Source organism: Oxyplasma meridianum (assembly GCF_038024865.1).
Lineage (GTDB): Archaea > Thermoplasmatota > Thermoplasmata > Thermoplasmatales > Thermoplasmataceae > Oxyplasma > Oxyplasma meridianum.
In genome coordinates, this window is sequence record NZ_CP133772.1 from 1,211,500 (window position 1) to 1,234,643 (window position 23,144).

The window sequence follows — 23,144 nt, forward strand, 5'->3', positions numbered from 1 at the left end:
TTTAGATCACTTCAGTGGCATGAATTTCGAGGAACGTGTTGCTCCAACACCAGGTCCAGAGTGTTTGACCTCCTTCCTTGTCATTGCAAATTCTCCAAGATAATGGCCTATCATTTCCGGTTTTATCTCGAATTTTATGTAACTGTTTCCGTTGTATACTTCTACAACTTTCCCAACAGCCTTTGGTAATATTATGACATCTCTTACATGTGTTTTTAGTACTTCATCATCGTTCTCGAGTTTCTGGTAGACCAGGTTCTGTTCGTAATTCTTTTCTCTAAGAAGCGACCTTCTTGATCTGGATGGAAGGATTTTTATTACCTCTTCAAGAGTCATCTTCTGGAGTTCCTCAAGAGATAACCCCCTGAACATGAACTCCTTTGATCTTCCCATTATTACTTTCTGTGACTTTCGTGCCTTTCTTTTTATAGACTTAACGGAAGCCTGTTTTTTTGTTGCCATTAATTCTTCCTCCTTTTCGGTGAGAGTCTTCCCACTTTCCTACCTGGCGGGGTTCCCCTGCCTACTGTGCTTGGACGACCCACATGCTGATGGTTTCCCCCTCCGTGTGGATGGTTGATTGCATTCATCGCAACGCCTCTGACGCTATATGGTCTCTTTGCTTTGCTCTGGAAATAATGTGCAGTTCTTCCTGCCTTTAAAACCGGAATATCTTTGGCTCCTGATCCTGATACTACGCCTATGGTGGCTCTGCACTGGGGATTAAATGACTTTATTTTTCCTGATGGAAGCTTAACAGTGACCATGGCACCATGACTGACTATAAGAGAGGCGGAACCTGCTGTCTTGCAGAATTTCCCACCATCACCAGGCATGCTTTCTATGTTGAAAATATAAGACCCGTCAGGTATCTGCCCGATAAATGTTGTGACTCCTGGCAAATTTTCTCCCTCTTTTCCAACAGTTACAGTCTGCCCGCAGTAAGCTCCATTGAAAGCTATCTGGTAATCTTTTGTCAAATTTTCGCTCTCAATCACAAGCAGCGGTGCGTTACGTCCAGGTGCGTGTATTATATCCTTTATTGTATATTTCCCGTCTTTCGGGTGTTTTACATCCGTTACATGTTTATGGCTGGGACTCCTGTAAACAAGTCCTCCCCTTCCTCTTCTTTGCGGTATGATTCGTTTTCCCATTTTAATCCCTCAGAATATTCCTATCCTGCCGGCTATCTCGTCTGCAGAATACTCCTTGTCCAGTTTCACTATCGCCCTCTTTCCTGATCTGACTATAAGTATGTTTATATCTACTACTTTTACTCCAAGTCTTCTCTCGACCTCTTCCTTTATGGCTTTTTTTGTTGCGTTTTTGTAAACCGCAAATGTTATCTTATTTTCTTTCTCCATAAGCAACATACTTTTTTCGGTTGCTATTGGACTGTAGATGATCTGATGCATCAATTCTGCCTCCCTAATTGTGATACTGCCGACTTTGTGTAAATTGTAAGTCTGCCTCCGTTTCCGCCTGGAGCAAGTTTTCTTATGCTAAGGCTATCAGCTGTGGCTACTTCTACACCGGGAAGAGATTCAAAGGCCCTGAGTGACGATCTGTCTGTTCCGACGACCAGTATGCTCCTGGGCTGTTTGTATCTCCTACCTCTCATTTTACCTCTCCCGGCCCTGATTTTCTTTCCGAATTTTGACCTTTCAATATCCTCATCAAGACCAAGATTCTCAAGAAATTTCATAGCCTGAGAAACCTTACTGAATTTCTGTATGTCATCTGAAGCCACTATTGGGAATTTTAATTCCTCCGGAACTTTATGACCTCTTTTCTTCACATGTTCAGCCGATGCTGTCAGAGCTATTGCACTCTTAATTGCGATTTTCCTTTCGTTATCGTTAATCTTTTTAAACAATACCTTATTGGACCTTGGAGAATGTGCACTTCTTCCCTTTACCACATGGGCCAAAAGCACTGCCGTTGATGAACCTGATGTTCTCGGAAGCCTTGAACTTCCATGTCCAGGTCCAGCGTTATGACCCACCCTTCGAGTACCTGCAAGTGGGGAAGACCCGTATGGCTGCCTCAAGGTAAGGGAAATTGCCCTGAATGCCTTCCTTATTAGATCTTCTCTTGGCACAAACTGGAAAACTTCGGGGAGTTCAATTTCTTCTGTCAGTTCCCCTTCCAAGTTATAAAGTTGACTTTTCATATTTAATCACCCTGTTTAGATTCCTTTGACACATAGCTGACCACCAGATTCTCCACATCAGGTGTAGTTTGTCTGGCAGGATCTCTGAATTTTATCAGCCTTTTTGAAGGACCTGGAATTGATCCATGAACCAGAACATAATCACTTCTCACTAGACCGTATCCTGGGAATCCACCGCTAACGTTTATATCATCATTCTCTTCCTTCTTTGAATATTTGATAACTCTGATGTTATGGACAGTCCTCTGATGTGTTCCCATCTGTCCTGCCTGTGGCACAGTGTTCCTGACCCAGTCCGGGTGCCATGGGCCAAGTGTACCTATCATCCTTCTGTGCTTCCTGTTTTTTCTTGGCAGGAGTTTTACTCCAAACCTTTCAACATGTCCTGTAAAACCCTTTCCTTTTGTCACGCCTATTGCGTCCACAAATTTACCAGCTTTGGAAAATTCGTCAAACCTGATCTCCTTTCCCAGTTTCTCATCGGCATATTTCATTTTATCTTCAAGTTTGGACCCACTGAGTTTGATCTCAAAAATGTCCGGAACTTTTGATGATACACCTGTAAGTTCAGAGGGATTTGTGTGAACTATTAACCTGACTTCTGTCACACTTTCTGGTTTTGGTTTCTCTTTTCTGTTCTTCGGTGTTGTAATTCTCTTCATTAGATTTTTATCGAGCTTTTCCGCCCATTTTTCATAAACTACTGCCAGTCCTGTATCATCTTCATCGTAATATCTGAATCCTGCTACGGTTAAGGGAGGTACCTCCACCACAGTTACAGCTGAAGCTATAGTCTGTCCGGCAGTAACGCTGGTTTTCCTATAATCTACCATCTCCACGTGTGTCATTCCAACCTTGTAGCCTGCAAATGCCTGGATCTTTGTCTGGCTTTCGTTTTCTGGCCATGATCTTATAGATCCTTGCATTTTCTTAGCGCGTACTCTAGGGTAATATCCCATTGACCCCCGTCTGGGGTGATGTGGCGTTGCCATTTTATTTCACCATTCCAACCGTTACACCTTTGTTTTTGCCATAATACAGCAGAACTGCAGGGTTGCCTTGTAGCATTGCCCTTAGATGTATGGTTTTAAGTAAGAAGTAAAGTTAAGAAGATATTTAAACCTTTATCAGAATTTTAGGACCGCAATTACAATTCATTTTGATATTTTATCAAGCCCTGATCAGTTTGCTGAAGATTTACTTATCAAAGATCGACGTATAGGTACATATCATCTTATTCATAGAGACCGAAGCACAATTCCTGAATATATTTTTGGATGGAAATATGTTGATTTCTGAGGCAAAACTCCTTCTGAAAGCACAAGACTGAAAAGTTTTTCGCGATCCCAGACAGGCATTATAAAAGCTGCGCAAGCCATCCCTTTTCTAACCTGTTCAACTGCATAATCCGCGTCGTGTGTGAACTCCATATCCCTATTGATATTTCCAGGGTCAAGTCTTAAAATTTCTCTGAAAATAATATTGTTAAGAATATGGATTGGGGATAAATACGATTGATCCATATCCTCAGAAAATTCACAGTGTGAAGGGGAAAGATAATAAAATCTGTCAATAAAAAGTGTAATAAAGTCGTTTCCAGAATCAGGGGGATTCTCATCTATAATGAAGTATTTAATTGCTTTTTCCAGGAACCTATCTTTGTCAATTTTTGTTTTAACTATCCTGTGGATGCCTGAAACTAGTAGGCCAGGGCTTTCCATTGAAGTTATATACGCCATAACTGAACTCCAGAAACTTTTCTCCACGCCATGACTTTCGCTGGCCAGCTTCTTGGAAGCCTCCAGTCTGTGATGCCCGTCTGCTACCATAGCTGAATCTAGTTTCAGTAAATTGGTTATTTTGTTTATCTCATCATTATTGTCAATGAAATATACAGAGTTCAGAGAACCATTTCCATCAGTGAAGGAGAAGTTTTCCTTTCTCCCAATTATTATCCCTTGAAGAAGAGGCTCGAGTCCATAATTTTCCAGTGTAAGGAATATTGGCTCAGGCTGAGCCTTGAGTTCACCAAGAACTTTAACTCTTTCCTGAACAGGTCCGGGGAAGGTTTTTTCATGGGGGTTAATGGATGAGTCATCGGGAAATATATCAACCAGAGAGATTAGCCCTGTTCGCCTCAACGTGTGTTCTCTGAAGCGGAATGATTGGTCTACTATTACAAAGCAGGGCTTTTTCCATTCTACCAGGATTCCAGTATCAATCCATTCTCTTATCCTCTTTCTGGATTCAGCATAATTATTACCTTCTGGCAGGGTGAGATATGTTATATTATTCCTGTACTCCTTCAAACGTTTTTCCTCTTCTTTATTTATTGAATCAAATGGCGGAGACGTGGCCCTGCCATAATCGCCCGAGTAGTACAGGGGATTGAAAGGCCTTATTTTCACCATTTAGATTACTCCCAAGCTGTTCTGTTGCAATATAGCGGAATTACCTTGTGAAATATCTCCCATATGGATTCCGTGCAAGTAATCAGGATCAAAAGAATAAGGTTCGTTTTTTAAGGTGTTGGAAAAGCAGCCCCCATGTTCAATCATACTTCAGAATATGGTATGAGAATAAACTACTTTTCAGCGGACTTCCGTCAAAATGTCGCATCCCATAGGACTTAGTTATTTCTGTTCTGCTTTGTTTTATATGTTTTTAAAATCTTTTTAACTTTATACTTCTGAGTAGTACTATTTTTTATCCGACATTTTAAGGAATAAATCATCGCCATAATTAAATAAAAAAAAGATTTCACGCAGATATGTCAGATAGAGTAAATGCCATTTTGAGGGCACTGGTTTCAGATCCTGTGGATAATCTCATGATTGAAGAATTAAATTCCAACCATTTTGAAGTTTCCTATGAACCCACAATTGATGCAGAAACACTAAAGGATAAAGTCAAGATCTTTGACGTATTGGTAGTGAGGAGCCGGACAAAAGTAACACATGAGGTTCTTGAAAAAGCTGAAAGGCTGAAAATAATAGCGAGAGCTGGTATAGGCACAGACAACATTGATGTGAGTTCTGCTAAAGAGAAGGGTATCCATATTGTCACAGCGGCTGGTTCTTCCACACAATCTGTTTCTGAATTAAGCATTGGGCTAGCCCTATCACTCACAAGAAAGATTCCGTTTTTGGACAGAAAATCCAAAGAGAATATTTGGAAAAAGGATACGGGAACAGAATTATACGAAAAAACCGCTGGAATAATTGGATTTGGAAGAATTGGTTACGCCACTGCAAAGGTCCTGAAGGCCATGGGTTTAAAGGTAATAGCCTACGACATTTACCATAACCAAAAAACTATGGAAGAAATTGGGGGTTCCTACGTATCGCTGAAGGATCTGCTTGAGAAATCCGATATTATATTTTTGCAGGCAACTCTTACTGATGGTGGTGCTAAATTGATATCGAAAAATGAACTGGGAATGATGAAACGCGGATCATATATTGTAAATACCAGCAGATCAGAGTTTATAGATGGCCCTTCTCTGCTACAGGCATTGAAAGACGGTAAAGTTGCCGGTTATGCTGCAGACGTAACATGGAATGAACCACCAAATAATGAATGGGAAAATGAGATCATTTCTTTGGAAAACGTAATAATTACACCTCATATAGGCGCACAGACTGTAGAAGCGCAGAAGAGAGTTGCAAAGTACACAGTTGAGAACCTTATAAAAAAAAGGGAGGAGATAGGATTATGATGCTAATACCTGGGCCCGTGGAGGTGCCAGATTCTGTGCTAAGATCAGCTGCATATGTTGTGAATCACCGATCAAGAGAGTTTAGGGCAATCGTTGAGAAATCTGAGAACATGCTCAACAAGTTTGGAGATTCTTCAAGATCTGTAATGACAACTGGATCTGGTACAACAGCAGTAGAGTCCATGATTTATTCCTTTACTGAACCCGGAGAGAATGTTTTGGCCGTTACATTCGGAGAGTTTGGGAACAGGATGATAGAGAGCATTGAAAGAAGAGGTTGCGAAGTAAAAATTTTAAGAAAAGACACAGATTCTTTTTTGAAAAAGGGCGAAATAGAAAGTTTTGTTTCTTCTCACAGAAACATTACATCACTTTTTCTTGTGCAGAATGAAACGGGGAATGGTACGTCTATCAGAAATCTTGAAGAAATCACCAGGGAAGGAAAGAAACTTGGTTTAAAGGTTCTTGTTGATAGCGTTTCCGGATTTGGATCAATACCCATAAAAATTAACAGTTGGGGGATAGATGCTGCAGCAACTTGCAGCCAGAAAGGCCTTGCCTCCGTCCCTGGACTTGGAATTGTCTTAATCGGAAAGGATTTTTCTGAACAAACACCGGCAAGAAAAATGATTCCACAATATCTGGATCTTAATATTTCACTCAATTTCCTTGCAAAACATGAAACTCCGTATACTCCCTCCACTGGAAGCTTCAATGCACTGCATACTGCCCTCAATATAATTGACATTGAAACTTTAGAGAGGCGCTGGAAAAGACACTATGCCAATGCGGAGTTTCTCCGGCAGAATATTGTGGGAACCGGTGCCGAAATTCTTGGAAAAGATTTCAATTATTCAGATACTGTCGTTGCATTCAGACCACCCATTCCAGTTAGTGAGTTACAATCCAGACTGAAGTCATCAGGTTTTGAAATTGCTAAAGGTATGGGTGATCTTTCTGACAAAATAGTGAGGGTGGGGAATCTTGGGATAGTAGATGGGAAGACCATTGTGGGGTTCCTGAATGCTTATTACAATGCAGTTGGATTAGAAAAAAGTTTGGACGTTTCAGATGCCCCGGAAGATACAAAACTAATTGGCATGATAAACCAGTAGGAGGTAGGAAATAGCCCAACTATAGACATTTATAATTCAAAATGCATGAAAAGATATAAATCGTCTCTTTGTATGCACATCGGCACGGGTCCGTAGCTTAGCTCGGTAGAGCGATGGACTCTTAATCCATAGGTCGGGGGTTCGAACCCCCTCGGACCCGCTTTAACTTTTAACAGAACTTTTCATTAGTAACAAAGGTCCTTAAAATCAAGACGAGCAAAGCCATATCCCACGGTTTATCATCTCTTCGTAAGAAAAAGTGATAATATATTCCTGTTTCGAGTGCATGGGTGATTAGAGAAGTTTCCTATTGGTTCTAGCAAATAACTATGTTTTAATCAATATTCATTTTCCTTCTATAAATGGATCTTTTCTCCTTCTGGTAATAGTAAATCTGTGAACATACCAGCGTCCATCATCCCGCTAATTGTCTCTACGTCAATGTATGGGGGCCTGTCAACTGAAAGTTTTGGCACTTTTTTTCTGATTTCGTTGTAAATTTTTCTTACAACAGGAGAAGGTTCATCATCTGCAAACTCCAGGGATTGAGTTCCCAGCAAGAATTCTATTGAAACAATCTGCCTAACATTTTCTACTATTTCAGAAAGCTTTATTGCCGCATTTGCACCCATACTAACATGATCCTCCTGGTTAGCAGAGGTTGGGATATTATCCGCTGTGGACGGGAAACAGAGAGTCTTGTTTCTGTTACACAGGGCTGCAGCAGTATACTGTGGAATCATGTATCCGGAATTAAGGCCGCTGTTCTCAACAAGAAAAGGTGGAAGCCCGCTAAGGTTCTCATCAGTTATTCGTGCCAGTCTTCTCTCAATCATATTTCCAAGATCTGTCATTGCAATGGCCATAAAATCAGATACAAGTGCAACAGGCTCTCCATGGAAATTCCCAACGGATATAACTTCATCGTCTCCTACGAGAGGATTGTCTGTAGCTGAATTTATTTCAGTTGTTAAAACAGTCTTAGCATAATTGAGTGTGTCAAGAACAGCACCATATACCTGAGGTATACATCTGAGCGAATAGGGGTCTTGTACTTTTGTCTTTGTTGATTTCTCTATGATCTTGCTGCCTTTTATAACTTTTAGAAACTCCTTTGCAACTGCTATCTGACCCCTGTGCGGTCTTGATTCAACTGCCCAGCCAGTGTAGGCTCTCTTGGTGCCTTTCAACCCCTCGAAGGAGATTGCTGCAGACAGTATGGCGTTTCTTATTATTTCTGCCGATCTGTGAAGATTTACTGAAAGTATTCCCGAAATCGTAGAAGTTCCGTTTATAAAAGCAACCCCCTCCTTTTCAAGGAATAGGTAAGGATCCAATCCGCTTTCTTTCAATGCCTGGGAAGATGGAACCTTCTCCCCCTTAAAAAATACCTCACCCTCTCCCATTAGGGTTAAAGCAACATGGGCCAGAGGCGCCAGATCTCCACTGGCTCCTACTGAACCGTACCTTGGAACTACAGGGGTTATGTCTCTGTTGATAAATTCCAACGTGTGTTTTATGAGATTGGGAGAAACTGCAGAATAACCTTTGCATAGACTATTTAATCTGACTACCATCATTGCTCTTACATACTCTCTTTCAAGCGGCATTCCTATTCCAGAAGAATGGCTCCGAATGAGATTCTTTTGAAGATCAAGAACATCTTCCTGTGATACTTTTACGTTAAGGAGACTACCGAAACCAGTGTTGACACCGTAAATCGCCCCACCTTTATTCATTAAGTCTCTGAGTTTTTTCTGACTGGTCAAAACTCTTTTGACAGTATCTTCAGTGATTCCAATTTTCTCATTGTTTACAGCAACGGCATACACATCTTCTATTGTCAGGTTGTTACCATCTATGAATATCACACAAATCAAATGTAAATACTTTCTTCCCTAAAGCAAGTTTCTCTATTTATCCTCTTTCGGCGATATGATGTAATGAAAGGATAATTTATAAAAATCTTTATAGTGCAGGTGCCGGGATTTGGACCCGGGTTGAAAGCTTGGAAGGCTCTCGTGCTGACCAGACTACACTACACCTGCCCTTCCGTTGGAAATCATTCTGCTTTTAATTAACTTTCCATTCTCATGAGACAGATATGGTAAGTTCAAAAGGTGTCTGTTTAACATTGCTATTGCTATACCAATGGATATAAACATCGTAAGTTGTGCCAGCATTTCCTGTTAGATTAAAATACAGGTAATTATTATGCAAATTGGAGCTAATTGAAATAGGCGAAGTCCCGCCTGCAGGGACATAATTCATCGTTACATTAAATGGATGTATGTAATATGCATACATTTTGTAACTAACAGGCCCTGATGGAACGTTATATGTTCCACTGTGGTTTGGAACGGCGGTCCATGTGCCTGAGTTATCATACTCCAAACTTGTAAACTGCGGACCAGTTAATGTGTGGAATGGAGCATTGAGGAATATTATCCAGAATATGAGCCATGAGAAAAAAAGTACGGCGTATGTATAGAACTTGTGTGATGTTCTTTTTGGTATCCTTATATTCATCGCCTGGAGCATCTTGGCGATAAACAGGATAAATACAATGATCAAGAGTACAGAAAGATAAGCATATCCGAGTAAATCGAGATAGGCTGAAAGTATTCCCAGCAGTGCACCTATGAGAAAAACTACTATGGTACTTTTCGCCCTATCCTTTTCAGTTTCAAGGAATTCCCTCTCGTTAAATTCAGGTTCCACAAATAATGGTTCTTCAGGTTTCTTTGCCATTTCACATCTCACACTGCTTGGATATACGCCTTTCTCTATGAAAAGGCATGTCCGTGAAATGTAATTGCGTTATATAGGCTTTCGCATTCTTCATTATTTGCTTTTTTTATATAAATAGTGTTCCCAACACAATTTAGCATGAATCAGTGATTCCTTGAATTATACCTTTGAGGGATTTTAATGGGTCATGGGATTTTACTATTCCTGATGCAATAAGAACACCATGAGCTCCAAGTTCAATAGACTTATTAGCATCGTCTGCATTTTTTACTCCTGCCCCAACCAGAACCTTCACATCAGATCCACTGCAGGCATCTACGACATCGCGTATTATGGAGGGCGCTGCCGTGGTAACTGACACTTCTCCCCCAATCAATTCAGGTGGCTCGTAAGCTATAAATTCAGGTTTCATTGGAGCATACCTGCGCGCCTCTTCAAGAGATTCGACACAAATTACAGTCTCGAAATTTAATTTTTTAGAGATTCCCATTATACTTTCTATCTTCTCTGACCCAATCCGGTTTTCAGAGTGATTCACCAGAGAACCCTTTACATCGATTTCCAAAAGGCCCTCAATAGGTATTTTCCCTGTAAATGCTCCTTTAGGAACTGGATCCACTGTCTGAGAAAATATTTCGTAAGAAGAATATTTTTTTGCATTTACGAGATCCAGGGGGCTAACCGCCATTATAATCCTAACATTTTTTTCGTTTTCTATTCCTTTCAGGGAACCCAGGAAACCAATAAGATTCTGCCCTGTCGACTCCTTATAATTTTTTAGATTAACGATGACTGTATGTGGATTTCCCATGGATCAATATTGGTCTAACCTTTAAATTTTCTTTCACGTTTATATTCGCTTTAAATAGCCTATTAAATAAAAAATTGATCTTATGTTGTATGACAGGAAATAAAGATAAAATAAAAATAGCAAGATTTGGTGGAACCCTCATAAAAGGATCCTATAATGGAATGCTTTTGAGAGATTCCAAGAGACCTATGCCTCTATAATCCAGGTTTGAAATTGCTAAAATCTCATGTATACCTCTTTACAACCATGACGAAGAAAAAAAGATAATATTCACATAACCTATCTCAGAGATGCAATCAAAGATTCAGAGGGTTTCCTGTGGTAACTCCAGATATAATTTTCAATACCTGGATCTCTGAAACCCCTATAGATTAAATTTCAAGACCTCCAAATCTTAATCAATTTCCCAATAAGCCTGAGGCATTAATGAGTGGATCTATGTGCATACAGGGAAAACCAAGGGATTAATACCACCTCATTCAGGTCTTTACTTTCTTTTACGCAAGAATAGTTAACAAAACTAAAGTAGTTATCAGTTTTGCCAACACCAAGTTTCAAAAAAGTGGACATCTCAAAGATGAAATGGCAATTAAATTCATAAGGGAACTTCTTGAAAAGCTAGTAGAGAGCGCTAAAGCCTCTTTAACACATCAACACTGTGGCAATTCCGCTTCACATTGTGAAATGATTAGGATAGTGCAATCACCAATGTTGATATCCATTCTATCCCAGTTGTATCTGTACCAATAAACGTTAATATAGCAATCAAATTTCTATCTTATGATTTACCTCCTAATTTACGCAGTCTTGATTGCGTCAACGGTGGTTTCTTTCATATATTACGTGGTGAATTCCTACTGGTCAATCAGGTATTCTAAGGAAATTAGGAATAATAATGTGGATTTGAGCGAAGTCACAATAGCCATTCCTGTTTATAATGAAGACCCAGAGATCTTCAAAGAATGCATAGATTCAGTGAAAAAACAGGGCTGTACCTTCTTGGTAGTTGGTGATTCTTCTCTCGAACCTTACAAAACAATAGTCGAGGAAAGAGGAGGTAAATTCGTTTTTATGAAGGAACATGGCGGAAAAAAGAAAGCCATGCAGGAAGAGATGAAATATGTCAAAACCCAATTTGTCGTATTGATGGACAGCGATACGATTCTTCCCGATAATGCTGTTGCCAACATGCTATCGCATTTTGATGATAAGGTTGGTGGGGTAGGGGCGAACATAGGTATAAAGAGGACTGGATCGCCTGTTTCATACTGTTCAGAATTCGTTGAGAGATCAAGAGAGGTGGTTTTCAGAGCTATGTCAGCACATGGTAGCGTTATGAACCTGGACGGGGCATGTTCAACATACAGAACAGAACTCATAAGGTCTTTTATCATGTCAAATGAATTTCTCGGGATAAACAGAAAAGGGAAGACAAATGTTCTGGGAGAAGACTGGCTTCTTACGGGATGTGTGATAAAGAATGGCTATTTAGCGGTAAAAGATTATGATACCAGGGTGGAAAGTTATCCCCCAAAGGACTTGGGCAAATTTGTAAAACAGAACATAAGGTGGTCAAGATCAGGATGGAGGAGATTCGGCAAGGAACTTACAAATGGTACTGCTGCCAAAGCAGGTAAATTTTATACATTTGAGCTGGTATATACTTATATGCTTCCCATAATAGCTCTGGCTTTCATACTTTTAAGAGGTTACCATTTCCTTGAAATAAATGCCTCTTATCTTGCCTCCTTCAATGTATTGGGCATTTTCACAGCAAGACATTTTGTCCATGTTGGATTTTTTCTTTATTCAAGAATCGGAATGGAATTTGTTGACTTATTCGGAACCGGGATATTTGTTATGGGTATAGTTGACAGGATAAGGACGGAAAGACTCAAAACTCTTGCCTACGGGGCTGTTGCAATGGCCATAATTTTTGCAACTACAATATATGGTCTTGCAACATACTGGAAAACATCAAATTGGCTCTCAAGATAGTTCGTTGAAATTTATTATCCTTTATCGTTACTCATTTCGCCTCAATCTGTCATTATTTTGAAAAGGACAGATGCATCTACTCAGCACATTTATTTCTCTGGAAAGTTAATTGAATTAAAATGTTTGTAATTTTTTCGATTCTCTTAAATATTCTTTAGAGTTCCGGAACCAATGGCTGGACAAGAACAAAAGAAGACTTACACTGCCCTGAAGGGTCAAACATATCTTGAGGCTCTGGGGGAAAAACCATCGAGTAGTATAATCGCGGTAAAATCTGGCAACAGACTCTTTGACCTGAGACAGACTGCAGATTCAGATAGAGAAATCCAGGCAGTTTATCTTGATTCCGAAGACGGAATAAAAATTTTAAGGCATTCGGCTGCTCACCTGCTTGCCCATGCAATCACTTCACTTTTCCCTGATTCAAAGCCAAATGCAGGTCCTCCAACAGAAGATGGTTTCTATTATGACTTCGACATGAAGCCCATATCATCAGACCATTTCCCGGTTATCGAAGAGAAGATGCAGGATATAGTGAAAAAAAATTACCCAATTATAAGGGAAGAATATAACAGAAATGAACTTTTATCAATGTTTTCTAATAACCCATACAAGATTGACAAGATAATAGACAACGTTCCTGAAGGCGGAAGATCATCGGTTTACAGACAGGGTGATTTTTATGATTTCTGCACAGGACCACATGTCCCGTCTACAGGTTACCTGAAGGCTGTGAAGGTTATTTCGCTGGCATCCACCCACTATAAGGGAGATGATAAGAAACCCGCCATGGTACGAATATACGGAACGGCATTTCCTGACGAAAAAAGCCTTAAGAAATATCTTCAGAACAGAGAGGAAGCCCTTAAACGGGATCATAGGAAACTTGGGAAAGAGATGGATCTGTTTGTATTCAACACAGAGAGGGCTCCTGGCTTTCCCCTTTACACACCCAATGGGTCAATCATAAGGGGCGAGTTAATGTCTTTTATGAAGGAGAAAAACACCCAGAGGGGATGGCAGGATGTATGGACGCCACACATATTCAGAGATGTTATATGGAAGCAGTCCGGCCACTATGCAAAATACAAACCGAACATGTACGTTTTCACGCTGGAAGACGGAGACAGCTACGGTGTCAAACCCATGAACTGTCCCGGGCACATTAGCATATTTGAAAGGGAACCGCACAGCTACAGAGACCTGCCGGTAAGACTGAGCGAACCGGGAACGGTCTACAGATATGAAAAGTCCGGGGAGGTTGGTGGACTTACCAGACCGAGAGCGTTCACCATTGATGATGGTCACGCGTTTATGCGGTTTGATCAAATAGTGGATGAGATAACATCCATACTGGAAATGATAAAGGAGACATTCAAAGGCATACTGGGGAATGTTGACCTTAAGTTTGATCTTTCTGTTATGGACAAGGAACATCCGGAAAATTACCTCCTTGTTTACAGATGCAAAAACTGTGGAAGCACAATTGAAGCTAGGAAAGCCTCAATGGAGGACCATCTGTTGTGTCCTTCATGCGGATCTGAAAACCTCCAACCTGATTTTACCGGGTGGGACGGTGCCACAGAACAACTCAGGAATGCCCTGGACAGAGAACAGCTCACATATCAGGAATACCCTGGCGAGGCGGCTTTCTACGGACCGAAGATCGATGTTCACGTCAGGGACGCCTTAGGAAGAATGTGGCAGCTCTCCACAGTACAGCTTGACTTCTTCATGCCTACGAATTTCGGACTGTCCTATGTGAATAGTGAAAGCAAGCCTGAGCGCATTGTAATGGTGCACAGGGCTATTTTTGGAAGTTATGAGAGATTCATGGCAATAGTGCTTGAACATTTTGCAGGCAAACTTCCAACCTGGCTTTCCCCAATACAGGCTTATATAATACCTGTAAGCGAGAATTACCATGAATATGCTAAAAAAGTGCAGTCGCACTTTCTGAAGGAAGGAATCAGGGTTGGATTGGATACTTCTTCAGAGACACTGGGCAAGAAAATAAAGATGATCAGGACCAGGAGACCTGCGTATATAATAGTGGTGGGGCAGAATGAGGTAGAGAACGGAACAGTAACCGTTAGAAACAGGAAGGACCAGCAGAAGACCATGGACCTTAAAGAATTTACCAAAGAATTGGGAAAGGAGATATCAGGCAGGAATATAGATCAGTTCTTCTGACCTTTTTTCTGAATTGAACATAGGGCATACCTGTCTCCGTCAAAGAACATTTCCCTATCGCTGTGGGATTTACTGTACTGAATCATCTTCTCCTCCATCTGCCTTATGGTAAAATTTGTATCCCTTCTTATTCTTAATACAACGATGGATCTCTGCACTGTATAAAATATATGATGGATGTATATTAAAGTATTTTTTATAAAAAATTGATTATGCTTTTCTTTTAGTACCTGATTTTCTTTTACTTATCTCTTCGGTCAGTTTCGGAAGTACATCGTATAGATTTCCGTGTACGTAAAAATCAGAGTATTTGACAATCTCAGCGTCAGGATCGGTATTTATTGAAACTATGAACTTACTGTCCTTCATACCTACCAGATGCTGAATTTTCCCGGAGATGCCAGCGGCAACATACAGGTTTGGCCTGACCGTTCTTCCTGTCTGGCCTACCTGGTGATCATAAGGAATCCATCCCAGATCAACAACGGGCCTAGATGCCCCAACAACCCCTCCCAGTTCATTGGCCAGTTGCTCAAGATATTTGAAACCCTCCGGTTTTCCAAGACCAAGGCCACCTGAAACAACAGTTTTTGCAGTTGTGAGATCCAGTGCCTCTTTTGGCCTAAATTCCAGCACCTTCACAGTTTTCATCCTATCGGGAACATTGACTTTACGTATGTCTATTTTCACATCCTTCCTTCTGTTCTTTTCAGGCAACCTGTAGCTCCCTGGTCTTGAAGTTATCATCTGTGGCCTGTGTTTCCTGCAGAGAATCTGATCTATAGTCTTGTCTCCGAATGATGGCCTCCAGGCGATAAGAAGGCGGTTTTGTTTGTCCGCATCAAGTTCTATGCAGTCTGCAGCAACCCCTGTGTTACATCTTATGGCGATTCTCGATACCAGGTCTCTTCCTTCCCTTGTGCCTGACATAAGGAATATGTTTGGTTTGTAGCTCTCAACTGTTTCAGAGATGAAGTGAGAAAAAGCTACGCTGCTGAATGACTTGAGGTCCGGGGATTCAATTCCAATTACTGTATCGCAATTGTAGTTTGCGGCCTCGTCTGCAACCTTTTCCAGATTGGATCCAACCATTATGCCTACAAGTTTCTCTTCAAGCTTGTCAGCCAGCTCACGGCCCATCCCAAGCATTTCCTGAGATCCTCTCTCTATTTTTCCATTTTTGTGCTGGACATATACGAAAACGTCCCTGTATTCATCCAGATTCTTTGGGGGGTCACACCCTCTGAGTTCTACCATTTAAGCCTCACCTATCTTAATTGCACCCTTTTCAATAAGGTCGTCAACCAGCTTTGGTATATCTTCAACTTCGTATTTCTTCCCCTCTCTCTTTTTCTCCTCCGGTATTTTAAGCGACCCAACAATGGTTGGTGAACCCTTAATCCCCACCCATTCCGGCTGTAGTTTCAGTTTATCATGATCCAGGACAGTGATTCCTTTCTTCAGGGCATCTATCTTCATCCTGAGTGTAGATCTTCTTGGAATATTTGAACCTATAAGTGTGGTAATTAGAACGGGCATGGGGACACTTACAACTTCAGTTCCATCTTCAAGGCTTCTTTCAACTATCACATTCTTTCCGTCAACTTTTGAATTTACGGAATATGTAACCTGATCAATACCCAAGAATTCGGCAACCCCTGGTCCAACATGCCCTGTCCCAGAATCGGATGTGCTTTCACCAGCAAATATAATATCAAAATCACCTAATATATTGAATGCAGCAGCAAGTGTCAGAGAAGTTGCCCAGGTGTCAGCAGCTGCAAAGACTCTGTCTGTTATGAGTATGCCTTTATCCACACCTCTTCCCATACATTCTATAAGTGCTGTTTCGGCAGCGGGAGGGCCCATGGTCATTACAGTTATTTCAGCGCCAACCTCATCCTTTATTTTCAGTGCAGCTTCAATGGCATTTTCATCTGCAGGGTTGATAATACCCCTCGCCTGCGATCTGTTCAGTGTAAATTTAACCGGATCGATGAAGATTTCCTCTGCATCGGGAACCTGTTTTATCAGTACCATTAACTTCAGTGCCATTTATAATCACCCGTACTTGTATTTGACTCCATGGGCACCCTTGACATTGTTCCAGCTCACGCTGCCATGGGAGCATGCCACAACGCATGTACCGCACTCCACACAGTCTTCATACTTGAAATTAAGTTTCCCTTCAATCAGGGTGTAACACCTGGCAGGGCATGCGTAAGTGCAAAAATTATCAGGGCATGTCTCACATATGTTGTGATCCACTGTAATATGGGCAAAACTTTTGTCGGTCTTATAGTTTAATAGAGATAATCTATCTTCAATTTTCATATTATAGCCTCCTTATCATTTTAAATGACTCTGAAATCATTTTTGAACTGCTTACATTCTCCTTCTTCATTGCATCCATAAGTATTTTGTACATATGTCTCTTGGGCATTCCGTTTTCCATGAATATCTCCAGCATTACACTTTCCAAAATATTTGGAAGGTGCTGATGGATGAGATTCCCCCATGTTACGTTCTCTATGCCTTTGAAATTTATCATATCTTGCAATACAAATGTTTTCTGGAGTTTCTCCTGGTAAAGCGAGAGTGCGCTGTCACTGTAGTTTCCCTTTTCCTTGAGTTCCATGAATGTGTCTGCGGCTGTTATCCCGGACTGGATTGCGTAATTCATACCCTGCAGGACTAAGCCATTGCTGAATGAAAAACCTGCGGCATCACCTGCGATCATGTAACCATCACCGAACAGTTTTGGTATTGAACCGAACCCCCCTTCCTGAACCATATGAGCGCTATATTCGTCTATTTTCCCACCTTCAATGAGAGGTGCAATGGAAGGATGGGAGTTAAACTGCTCTATTATATCAAATGAGTGTGTATTGCCATTTGATCTCAGGTGTTCCATGGATACAACTGCGCCCAGTGATATGCTATCTTTATTTGTATATAGAAAACCCCCTGCTTCAACACCACCCTTCAGGAAACCAAAAACATATTCCCCCGCAAAGCCTTCCTTGCCTCTCAGGTTGAATCTCTCGTTTATCTTATCCTCCGGGAGTTTTATGACCTCTTTTACACCTATTGCCACATCACGATCCTTTAGAGGTTCCCTTATTCCGGACTGTATAGCAACCCTGGGGTTTGCTCCTTCTGCAAGAATTACAGTATCTGCAGTGATAGTATCTCCGTCCTGCTCCACTCCTATCACCTTTCCATCTTTCATGGCAAGTTTATCCACTGTAACCCCGTTTACAAGCATTGCTCCGGATTCTGAAGCTTTTTTTGCAAGCCACTGATCAAGTTTTACCCTGAGTACCGTATATCCGGATTTGTTCTCATCGAACTTTCTTGACCTGAAATCTATATTTATGCTGGAATCCTCCGTAAGAAAACCTACTGTTTTTGATTTGACATATCGCTCAACAGGTGCTGTTTTTTCCCAGTCGGGAATAATATTATCCAGCTCATGTCCCCATAGAACTCCACCGGAGACGTTCTTCGTTCCTGGAGGATCTGATTTCTCAACAAGAAGAACATTCATTTTTTTGGATGCTAAACGAATGGCTGCAGATGATCCTGCGGGACCGGCTCCCACAACTATAACATCAAATTCGCTCATTGCTTCTGTATGCCCATATAATTAATAATAATTTTCCAGTATTGATAAGATTGGGCAAAATGCAACAAATGGTTTTAAACCTTCATAAATTTCTCTTATCATTATATGCAGGACAATTGGAAAATCAGATCAGTATATTCACTTCTTCTAAATAGATACGGATTTCTCAACTGGTGGCCAGCAGAGACCAAGGATGAGGTGGTTATAGGAACTATCCTCACACAGAATACCTCCTGGTCTAATGTTGAGAAGTGCATCAAAAATCTTAAGAAGAAAAATATTTGCAGTCTTTCAGCCATTTCCTCCCTTGACCCTAAGGAACTTGCACCTATAATCAGAAGTTCCGGATTCTACAACCAGAAATCAAAAAGGCTGGTAGACATTTCACATATTATTACGGAAAGATATTCAACAATGGAAAAAATGTCTGAACAACCGGTTGATGAACTGGAGTTATTCCTTAAGAATATAAAGGGAGTAGGGAGGGAAACAATGGACTCTATTCTCTCTTACGCCCTTCAAAAACCAGTTTTTGTTGTTGACAAATACACCATGAGAATTTTCTCAAGAACTGGAATAACAGGCGATTCAACTCCCATTGACGCAATAAAGGGTTTAGTATATGAAAACCTTGGAAATGATGGAGATATGCTGAGAAACCTGCACGCCATGCTGGTTTATCTGGGGAAAGATCACTGCAAAACAAAACCATTATGTGCAGAATGTCCTGTAAAATCAGTTTGTAACTATTTTATCACTGCAGGTCCTTGATGTTTCCGTAACCGATAAGTCTCCATCTGTTTGCAATTCGTCTTGCAATTGCAATCCTTTCACCTGAATATGTTGCAACAGGATATTTCAGCAATATTTCTGCACTTGTGTCTCTTGCGGAGGTAACAACCCCAACAGTGTTTGCTGTGCCAACGGTAAGCATAAGACTCTCCTTGCTCTTAATTGACTCAACTTTCAGATCTTCCTGAAAGCCCACCACTCTTTTTAAAAGATGGACATCAACCGTCATTCCGAATACGGTTGGGGGAACTTTGCCGGCTTTTCCAACAATCCGTCCAGTGAAAGAATCCCCCTTTGTGAGGAAAGGATCAAGTTTTGTACCAACTGCAGCAAGTCCACCAGGCTTAAGTGTCTTGTAAGAATTCTTTCCGGACATGAGGCTAACAACTTCAGTTATGACATTTTCCCAGACCTGCTTGTTTCCTTTGCCAGTCTGGATACCAGGGGCGATCTCAATTTCATCCCCTATCTGAATCATACCTTCGACCAGGGATCCACCCAGAACCCCCCCTTTCAGGTTCTCTATAGAAGTTCCGGGTTTATTCACATCAAAAGATCTGGCCAGATACATACGGGGATTTATAGCAGGATCAAAAGTTGGACTCTTTATGTTCTGTTCTATTGCTTCAAGCAGCACGTCGAGGTTTGTGTTGTGATATGCACTCACAGGGATTACTGGTGCGTTTTCGGCTACACTTCCCTTAAGAAATTTTTTAATCTCATTGTAACTTTCCAGTGCCCTTTCCCTGGTTACAAGATCAATCTTGTTCTGTACAACTATCAAATTCTTAATACCCATAATATCCAGAGCTGTTAAATGCTCCCTGGTCTGGGGCTGAGGACACTTTTCATTAGCTGCTATTACAAGTAGTGCCCCGTTCATTATAGAAGATCCTGAGAGCATTGTTGCCATAAGGGTCTCATGCCCTGGAGCATCCACAAATGAGATGACTCTTGATAGTTCACAGCTTTCATTCTCCTTTTTTGAAGAGTAGTAAACTTCACCAGTCTCATTTTTGCATTTATATACTGGTGTATCTGCATATCCAAGTTTTATAGATATTCCTCTCTTTATCTCTTCAGAGTGAATGTCAGTCTTAGTTCCGGTTATGGCCTTGGTCAGGGTGCTTTTCCCATGATCAACGTGGCCCACCATTCCTATGTTTACTGATGGCTGAGGTAACATCAATTGGCTTCCTTGGTTTCTTTCTCTTCTCCAAGGGCAGCAGGCCCATACTGGATTACTTTGAGATTAATCTGTGATATATCTGTCCCTATTATTGAACCTCTGAACGTGACCCTCTTCCTCAATCCTGCCTTTGATCTTCTTCCTATGCTGTATTTCCTCAGGATTCTTTTCTTTCCTGAAATCTGAAGATCAGATTTCATGGGAAATCCACTTATGGAACTCCCTCCTGTTATTCTAAGCTTGTAACCTGGAAGTTCAAAGAAGATTCCGTCCACTTCATCTCCTATCTTTCTTCCAACCAGAGAACTCAAGCTTTCCGGACTCACCTCTTTCTTGTATGTTTTACCATCTTTCGGGTCGGCTATTATTGCAACTGAGTTTGCCATATCTACACTTTCTCCACAATGATTTTGAATATTCTCCACATTTTTTGCGGGTCTTTCCCAATTAATTTCTTATTTATAAAATTATACCTGTGACCACAGAATTTCGAGTTGGACCTTTATTTGTGATTTTCTTGAATATTTTCAACCGTGTCCCAGATCAGGCATCTATTTTTCTTTACCATAGATAACATTTTCTTGAAGTGTGTATTCCCTGAACTGTGCCTGTTGTAATGGGACTTGAAGGTACAGCGCATACTGTTAGCTGTGGCATAGTGGATGACAACAGTATTCTCTCGAACTGCTCATCCTCATATGTTCCACCCAGAGGAGGTATACATCCGAGAGAGGCAGCAGATCACCATGCTGACCATATTGTTCCTGTAATTGAGAAGGCACTGGCCGAGTCTGGACTTACAATGAAAGATATAGACCTGGTCGCTTTCTCACAAGGACCTGGCCTGGGACCATGCCTCAGAGTGGTAGCAACTGCTGCCAGAACCCTTTCACTTAAATTTTCAATACCTATCCAGGGAGTGAACCACCCTCTGGGTCATGTTGAAATAGGTCGGAAATTGAGCAAAGCTGCTGACCCGGTGATGCTTTACGTATCAGGTGGGAATACCCAGGTCATTGCCCACCTGAGGGGAAGATATCGTGTACTTGGTGAAACAACTGATATAGGCCTCGGGAATATGCTGGATAAATTTGCAAGAGAGAATGGAATCCCTTTCCCAGGTGGACCTAGAATTGAGGAACTTGCCAGAAGAGGTTCAAAACTTTTGGAGATACCATATTCTGTGAAGGGGATGGAGACTTCTTTTTCAGGCATACTTACTGCAGCTTTTGCATTCCTGAGTAAAGGTGAAAGCATGGAAGATGTCTGTTACAGTATCCAGGAAGTTTCTTTTGCAATGTTAACTGAGGTTCTAGAGAGAGCCCTTTATTATACAAACAAAAGGGAGATCCTTTTGGCAGGCGGAGTTGCAAGAAATCACAGACTTAGGGAAATGGTCTCTTCAATGGCAAAGGAAGCTGGAATGAGTGCCTACCTGACAGATGAAAGGTACTGCATGGACAACGGTGCAATGATAGCACAGGCAGGTTTGCTGATGTATGAAAAAGGGATGAGAGAAAAAATTGAAAATACAGGAATAAACCCGAGATTCAGAATTGATGAGGTTGAGGCACCGTGGATAGAGAGCAGCAATAATTTTTCATACAGCTATTCCGGAGCAGAATCAAGGGTATACGAATCTGATTTCTTTGGGAGGCCTGCTTTGACAAAGGAGAGGATAGCAAAGAGTTACAGAAACAGCCAGCTTGATAGAAAGATAAGGACTGCGAGACTTAAAAATGAAGGATCAATACTTAAACGTATGAACGAGGTGGGAACTGAATCACCAGTACTTTATGATGTCAATCAGGAAAACTTTTCAATAATTATGGAGAGGCTTCCAGCCCCCACGCTGGAAATATACCTCAGGGAAAATGGAATAGACAGCGGAATAATAGCCTCGATTGGTAAATCAATTGCTGATCTTCACTCCCACATGATGTCTCATGGAGATCTGACGCCAAACAATATTATAGTAATCAAGGAAAAGTTGTACTTCATTGACCCAAGCATGGGATCGCTTTCTCCCGGAGATGAGGATTTTGCCACTGACCTGTTTCTGATATCTGAAAGCCTGAAGGCACTACATGATGTTAGCAACAGAACACTCCGATCCATAAGGGACGAATATTTAAGATGGTCTGCTAGGGGAAAAGAAATCATTGAAACGCTTGAGAAAATGGAAAAAAGGAGAAGATACGTTTGATTAAGTTTGTAACAAGCAACAGGAATAAGTTTCAGGAAGTAAAAGAGATGATGGAAGCGAACAAAATTGATATTGACTGGATTGAGCTTCAATATGAAGAGATTCAGGCTGATTCAACCGGAGAAATCTCCAGAGACAGTTGTACGAAAATAGCCAGAAAAGTGGATGGAAAATTCTTTCTTGAGGACACTGGACTTTTTATTGATCCTCTTAATGGTTTTCCTGGCCCATATTCTTCATACGTCCAGAAAACAATAGGAAACAAGGGTATATTGAGGCTTCTTCACAATAATGGAAGGGATGCAACTTTTCTTACAGTTGTATCCTATTGGGACGGAGCGGGAATAATACAGTTTTCCGGAGAACTAAGAGGCAAGATCAGTTATACGGAGAGGGGAAGTAACGGTTTCGGATATGATCCCATATTCATACCTGAAGGATATGAAAAATCTCTTGCTGAGATGACCATACCTGAAAAAAATGCAATATCTCACAGATCAATTGCCGTTCAAAAATTTATAGATCACCTGAAGAAAGAAAATCGGTGAGTAATGATTTGAAAAATTAACG

23 protein-coding genes and 2 tRNA genes are annotated in these 23,144 nt (G+C 41.0%); 9 read left to right on the plus strand and 16 right to left on the minus strand.

Annotated elements, in window-relative coordinates; all coding sequences use genetic code 11:
* Positions 1 to 6: 6 nt before the first annotated feature.
* The 6 genes from OXIME_RS06440 to OXIME_RS06465 form a co-directional block, all read right to left on the minus strand.
* Positions 7 to 462 (minus strand): 30S ribosomal protein S19, encoded by a 456-nt coding sequence (locus tag OXIME_RS06440; RefSeq protein ID WP_393971027.1) that lies wholly within the window; start codon positions 460 to 462, stop codon positions 7 to 9.
* Entirely contained in the window at positions 462 to 1,154 is a 693-nt protein-coding gene (locus OXIME_RS06445) for a 50S ribosomal protein L2 (protein ID WP_393971028.1), read from the minus strand. Before OXIME_RS06445 ends, OXIME_RS06440 begins: the two co-directional genes overlap by 1 nt.
* A gap of 9 nt (positions 1,155 to 1,163) precedes the next feature.
* Positions 1,164 to 1,415 carry a 50S ribosomal protein L23 gene (locus OXIME_RS06450; RefSeq protein ID WP_393971029.1) on the minus strand — a complete coding sequence of 84 codons (252 nt, stop codon included), beginning with the start codon at positions 1,413 to 1,415 and terminating at the stop codon, positions 1,164 to 1,166.
* The gene (gene rpl4p / locus OXIME_RS06455; protein WP_393971030.1) at positions 1,415 to 2,173 is read right to left on the minus strand and encodes a 50S ribosomal protein L4; all 759 of its coding nucleotides are present in this window, start codon (positions 2,171 to 2,173) and stop codon (positions 1,415 to 1,417) included. Before rpl4p ends, OXIME_RS06450 begins: the two co-directional genes overlap by 1 nt.
* A 2-nt stretch (positions 2,174 to 2,175) precedes the next feature.
* Positions 2,176 to 3,165, minus strand: a complete 990-nt coding sequence (gene rpl3p, locus OXIME_RS06460) for a 50S ribosomal protein L3 (protein ID WP_393971031.1) — start codon at positions 3,163 to 3,165, stop codon at positions 2,176 to 2,178.
* Between the two features lie 246 nt (positions 3,166 to 3,411).
* Positions 3,412 to 4,584 (minus strand): DUF1015 family protein, encoded by a 1,173-nt coding sequence (locus OXIME_RS06465; protein ID WP_393971032.1) that lies wholly within the window; start codon positions 4,582 to 4,584, stop codon positions 3,412 to 3,414.
* 359 nt (positions 4,585 to 4,943) lie between these two features.
* Here OXIME_RS06465 and OXIME_RS06470 point away from each other — a divergent pair, with 359 nt between their 5' ends.
* The 3 genes from OXIME_RS06470 to OXIME_RS06480 all read left to right on the plus strand — a co-directional run bounded on the left by OXIME_RS06470 (position 4,944) and on the right by OXIME_RS06480 (position 7,166).
* Complete coding sequence (locus OXIME_RS06470; RefSeq protein WP_393971033.1) at positions 4,944 to 5,891, plus strand: NAD(P)-dependent oxidoreductase; 948 nt, start codon at positions 4,944 to 4,946, stop codon at positions 5,889 to 5,891.
* Positions 5,888 to 7,006 (plus strand): pyridoxal-phosphate-dependent aminotransferase family protein, encoded by a 1,119-nt coding sequence (locus OXIME_RS06475; protein ID WP_393971034.1) that lies wholly within the window; start codon positions 5,888 to 5,890, stop codon positions 7,004 to 7,006. The genes OXIME_RS06470 and OXIME_RS06475 overlap by 4 nt, the downstream gene beginning before the upstream one ends.
* A gap of 86 nt (positions 7,007 to 7,092) precedes the next feature.
* Positions 7,093 to 7,166: transfer RNA gene (locus OXIME_RS06480), tRNA-Lys, on the plus strand.
* A 196-nt stretch (positions 7,167 to 7,362) separates the two neighbouring features.
* Here the strand turns inward: OXIME_RS06480 and hutH are convergent.
* From hutH to OXIME_RS06500, 4 genes are all read right to left on the minus strand, one after another.
* Entirely contained in the window at positions 7,363 to 8,877 is a 1,515-nt protein-coding gene (gene hutH, locus OXIME_RS06485; RefSeq protein ID WP_393971035.1) for a histidine ammonia-lyase, read from the minus strand.
* 103 nt (positions 8,878 to 8,980) lie between these two features.
* Positions 8,981 to 9,054, minus strand: a tRNA-Gly gene (locus OXIME_RS06490).
* A 43-nt stretch (positions 9,055 to 9,097) separates the two neighbouring features.
* On the minus strand, positions 9,098 to 9,757 hold the full coding sequence (locus OXIME_RS06495) for a hypothetical protein (RefSeq protein ID WP_393971036.1): 660 nt from the start codon (positions 9,755 to 9,757) through the stop codon (positions 9,098 to 9,100).
* A gap of 133 nt (positions 9,758 to 9,890) precedes the next feature.
* Entirely contained in the window at positions 9,891 to 10,568 is a 678-nt protein-coding gene (locus tag OXIME_RS06500; protein WP_393971037.1) for a triose-phosphate isomerase, read from the minus strand.
* Positions 10,569 to 11,348: 780 nt separating this feature from the next.
* On the opposite strand from OXIME_RS06500, the gene OXIME_RS06505 reads away from it, so the two are divergent.
* Complete coding sequence (locus tag OXIME_RS06505; protein ID WP_393971038.1) at positions 11,349 to 12,566, plus strand: glycosyltransferase; 1,218 nt, start codon at positions 11,349 to 11,351, stop codon at positions 12,564 to 12,566.
* Between the two features lie 171 nt (positions 12,567 to 12,737).
* On the plus strand, positions 12,738 to 14,759 hold the full coding sequence (locus OXIME_RS06510; RefSeq protein WP_393971039.1) for a threonine--tRNA ligase: 2,022 nt from the start codon (positions 12,738 to 12,740) through the stop codon (positions 14,757 to 14,759).
* Here OXIME_RS06510 and OXIME_RS06515 read toward each other — a convergent pair.
* The 3 genes from OXIME_RS06515 to OXIME_RS06525 are packed head-to-tail and all read right to left on the minus strand — an operon-like array spanning position 14,747 to position 16,814.
* A complete protein-coding gene (locus OXIME_RS06515; RefSeq protein WP_393971040.1) occupies positions 14,747 to 14,917 on the minus strand; it encodes a hypothetical protein in 171 nt (56 codons plus the stop codon). The two genes, OXIME_RS06510 and OXIME_RS06515, sit on opposite strands and share 13 nt — an antisense overlap.
* Positions 14,918 to 14,969: 52 nt before the next feature.
* Positions 14,970 to 16,016 carry an electron transfer flavoprotein subunit alpha/FixB family protein gene (locus OXIME_RS06520; protein ID WP_393971041.1) on the minus strand — a complete coding sequence of 349 codons (1,047 nt, stop codon included), beginning with the start codon at positions 16,014 to 16,016 and terminating at the stop codon, positions 14,970 to 14,972.
* A complete protein-coding gene (locus tag OXIME_RS06525; protein WP_393971042.1) occupies positions 16,017 to 16,814 on the minus strand; it encodes an electron transfer flavoprotein subunit beta/FixA family protein in 798 nt (265 codons plus the stop codon).
* Positions 16,815 to 16,844: 30 nt separating this feature from the next.
* On the opposite strand from OXIME_RS06525, the gene OXIME_RS06530 reads away from it, so the two are divergent.
* Positions 16,845 to 17,066: a hypothetical protein gene (locus OXIME_RS06530; protein ID WP_393971043.1), complete on the plus strand. Its 222-nt coding sequence runs from the start codon at positions 16,845 to 16,847 to the stop codon at positions 17,064 to 17,066.
* Between the two features lie 28 nt (positions 17,067 to 17,094).
* On the opposite strand, the gene OXIME_RS06535 is transcribed toward OXIME_RS06530, so the two are convergent.
* On the minus strand, positions 17,095 to 18,387 hold the full coding sequence (locus OXIME_RS06535) for an FAD-dependent oxidoreductase (RefSeq protein ID WP_393971044.1): 1,293 nt from the start codon (positions 18,385 to 18,387) through the stop codon (positions 17,095 to 17,097).
* A 105-nt stretch (positions 18,388 to 18,492) separates the two neighbouring features.
* Between OXIME_RS06535 and OXIME_RS06540 the strand changes: the two genes are divergently transcribed.
* Positions 18,493 to 19,158, plus strand: coding sequence for an endonuclease III domain-containing protein (locus OXIME_RS06540; RefSeq protein ID WP_393971045.1), 666 nt, complete (start codon positions 18,493 to 18,495; stop codon positions 19,156 to 19,158).
* Here the strand turns inward: OXIME_RS06540 and eif2g are convergent.
* Positions 19,142 to 20,365, minus strand: a complete 1,224-nt coding sequence (gene eif2g, locus OXIME_RS06545) for a translation initiation factor IF-2 subunit gamma (RefSeq protein WP_393971046.1) — start codon at positions 20,363 to 20,365, stop codon at positions 19,142 to 19,144. The genes OXIME_RS06540 and eif2g overlap by 17 nt on opposite strands.
* Positions 20,365 to 20,754: a 30S ribosomal protein S6e gene (locus OXIME_RS06550; RefSeq protein ID WP_393971047.1), complete on the minus strand. Its 390-nt coding sequence runs from the start codon at positions 20,752 to 20,754 to the stop codon at positions 20,365 to 20,367. The genes eif2g and OXIME_RS06550 overlap by 1 nt, the downstream gene beginning before the upstream one ends.
* Before the next feature lie 218 nt (positions 20,755 to 20,972).
* Here OXIME_RS06550 and OXIME_RS06555 point away from each other — a divergent pair, with 218 nt between their 5' ends.
* Complete coding sequence (locus tag OXIME_RS06555) at positions 20,973 to 22,574, plus strand: bifunctional N(6)-L-threonylcarbamoyladenine synthase/serine/threonine protein kinase (protein ID WP_393971048.1); 1,602 nt, start codon at positions 20,973 to 20,975, stop codon at positions 22,572 to 22,574.
* Positions 22,571 to 23,122 (plus strand): XTP/dITP diphosphatase, encoded by a 552-nt coding sequence (locus tag OXIME_RS06560; protein ID WP_393971049.1) that lies wholly within the window; start codon positions 22,571 to 22,573, stop codon positions 23,120 to 23,122. The genes OXIME_RS06555 and OXIME_RS06560 overlap by 4 nt, the downstream gene beginning before the upstream one ends.
* Positions 23,123 to 23,144: the final 22 nt, after the last annotated feature.

What these genes read in the sequence shown, in the direction of transcription:
- rpl3p (WP_393971031.1), bottom strand. Translation starts at nt 3,165, where the DNA reads ATGGCAACGCCACATCACCCCAGACGGGGGTCAATGGGATATTACCCT.
- OXIME_RS06475 (WP_393971034.1), top strand. Translation starts at nt 5,888, where the DNA reads ATGATGCTAATACCTGGGCCCGTGGAGGTGCCAGATTCTGTGCTAAGA.
- OXIME_RS06450 (WP_393971029.1), bottom strand. Translation starts at nt 1,415, where the DNA reads ATGCATCAGATCATCTACAGTCCAATAGCAACCGAAAAAAGTATGTTG.
- OXIME_RS06470 (WP_393971033.1), top strand. Translation starts at nt 4,944, where the DNA reads ATGTCAGATAGAGTAAATGCCATTTTGAGGGCACTGGTTTCAGATCCT.
- OXIME_RS06445 (WP_393971028.1), bottom strand. Translation starts at nt 1,154, where the DNA reads ATGGGAAAACGAATCATACCGCAAAGAAGAGGAAGGGGAGGACTTGTT.
- OXIME_RS06495 (WP_393971036.1), bottom strand. Translation starts at nt 9,757, where the DNA reads ATGGCAAAGAAACCTGAAGAACCATTATTTGTGGAACCTGAATTTAAC.
- OXIME_RS06525 (WP_393971042.1), bottom strand. Translation starts at nt 16,814, where the DNA reads ATGGCACTGAAGTTAATGGTACTGATAAAACAGGTTCCCGATGCAGAG.
- OXIME_RS06510 (WP_393971039.1), top strand. Translation starts at nt 12,738, where the DNA reads ATGGCTGGACAAGAACAAAAGAAGACTTACACTGCCCTGAAGGGTCAA.
- eif2g (WP_393971046.1), bottom strand. Translation starts at nt 20,365, where the DNA reads ATGTTACCTCAGCCATCAGTAAACATAGGAATGGTGGGCCACGTTGAT.
- OXIME_RS06530 (WP_393971043.1), top strand. Translation starts at nt 16,845, where the DNA reads ATGGGCACCCTTGACATTGTTCCAGCTCACGCTGCCATGGGAGCATGC.
- OXIME_RS06505 (WP_393971038.1), top strand. Translation starts at nt 11,349, where the DNA reads ATGATTTACCTCCTAATTTACGCAGTCTTGATTGCGTCAACGGTGGTT.
- rpl4p (WP_393971030.1), bottom strand. Translation starts at nt 2,173, where the DNA reads ATGAAAAGTCAACTTTATAACTTGGAAGGGGAACTGACAGAAGAAATT.
- OXIME_RS06465 (WP_393971032.1), bottom strand. Translation starts at nt 4,584, where the DNA reads ATGGTGAAAATAAGGCCTTTCAATCCCCTGTACTACTCGGGCGATTAT.
- OXIME_RS06535 (WP_393971044.1), bottom strand. Translation starts at nt 18,387, where the DNA reads ATGAGCGAATTTGATGTTATAGTTGTGGGAGCCGGTCCCGCAGGATCA.
- OXIME_RS06440 (WP_393971027.1), bottom strand. Translation starts at nt 462, where the DNA reads ATGGCAACAAAAAAACAGGCTTCCGTTAAGTCTATAAAAAGAAAGGCA.
- OXIME_RS06540 (WP_393971045.1), top strand. Translation starts at nt 18,493, where the DNA reads ATGCAGGACAATTGGAAAATCAGATCAGTATATTCACTTCTTCTAAAT.
- OXIME_RS06500 (WP_393971037.1), bottom strand. Translation starts at nt 10,568, where the DNA reads ATGGGAAATCCACATACAGTCATCGTTAATCTAAAAAATTATAAGGAG.
- OXIME_RS06550 (WP_393971047.1), bottom strand. Translation starts at nt 20,754, where the DNA reads ATGGCAAACTCAGTTGCAATAATAGCCGACCCGAAAGATGGTAAAACA.
- OXIME_RS06520 (WP_393971041.1), bottom strand. Translation starts at nt 16,016, where the DNA reads ATGGTAGAACTCAGAGGGTGTGACCCCCCAAAGAATCTGGATGAATAC.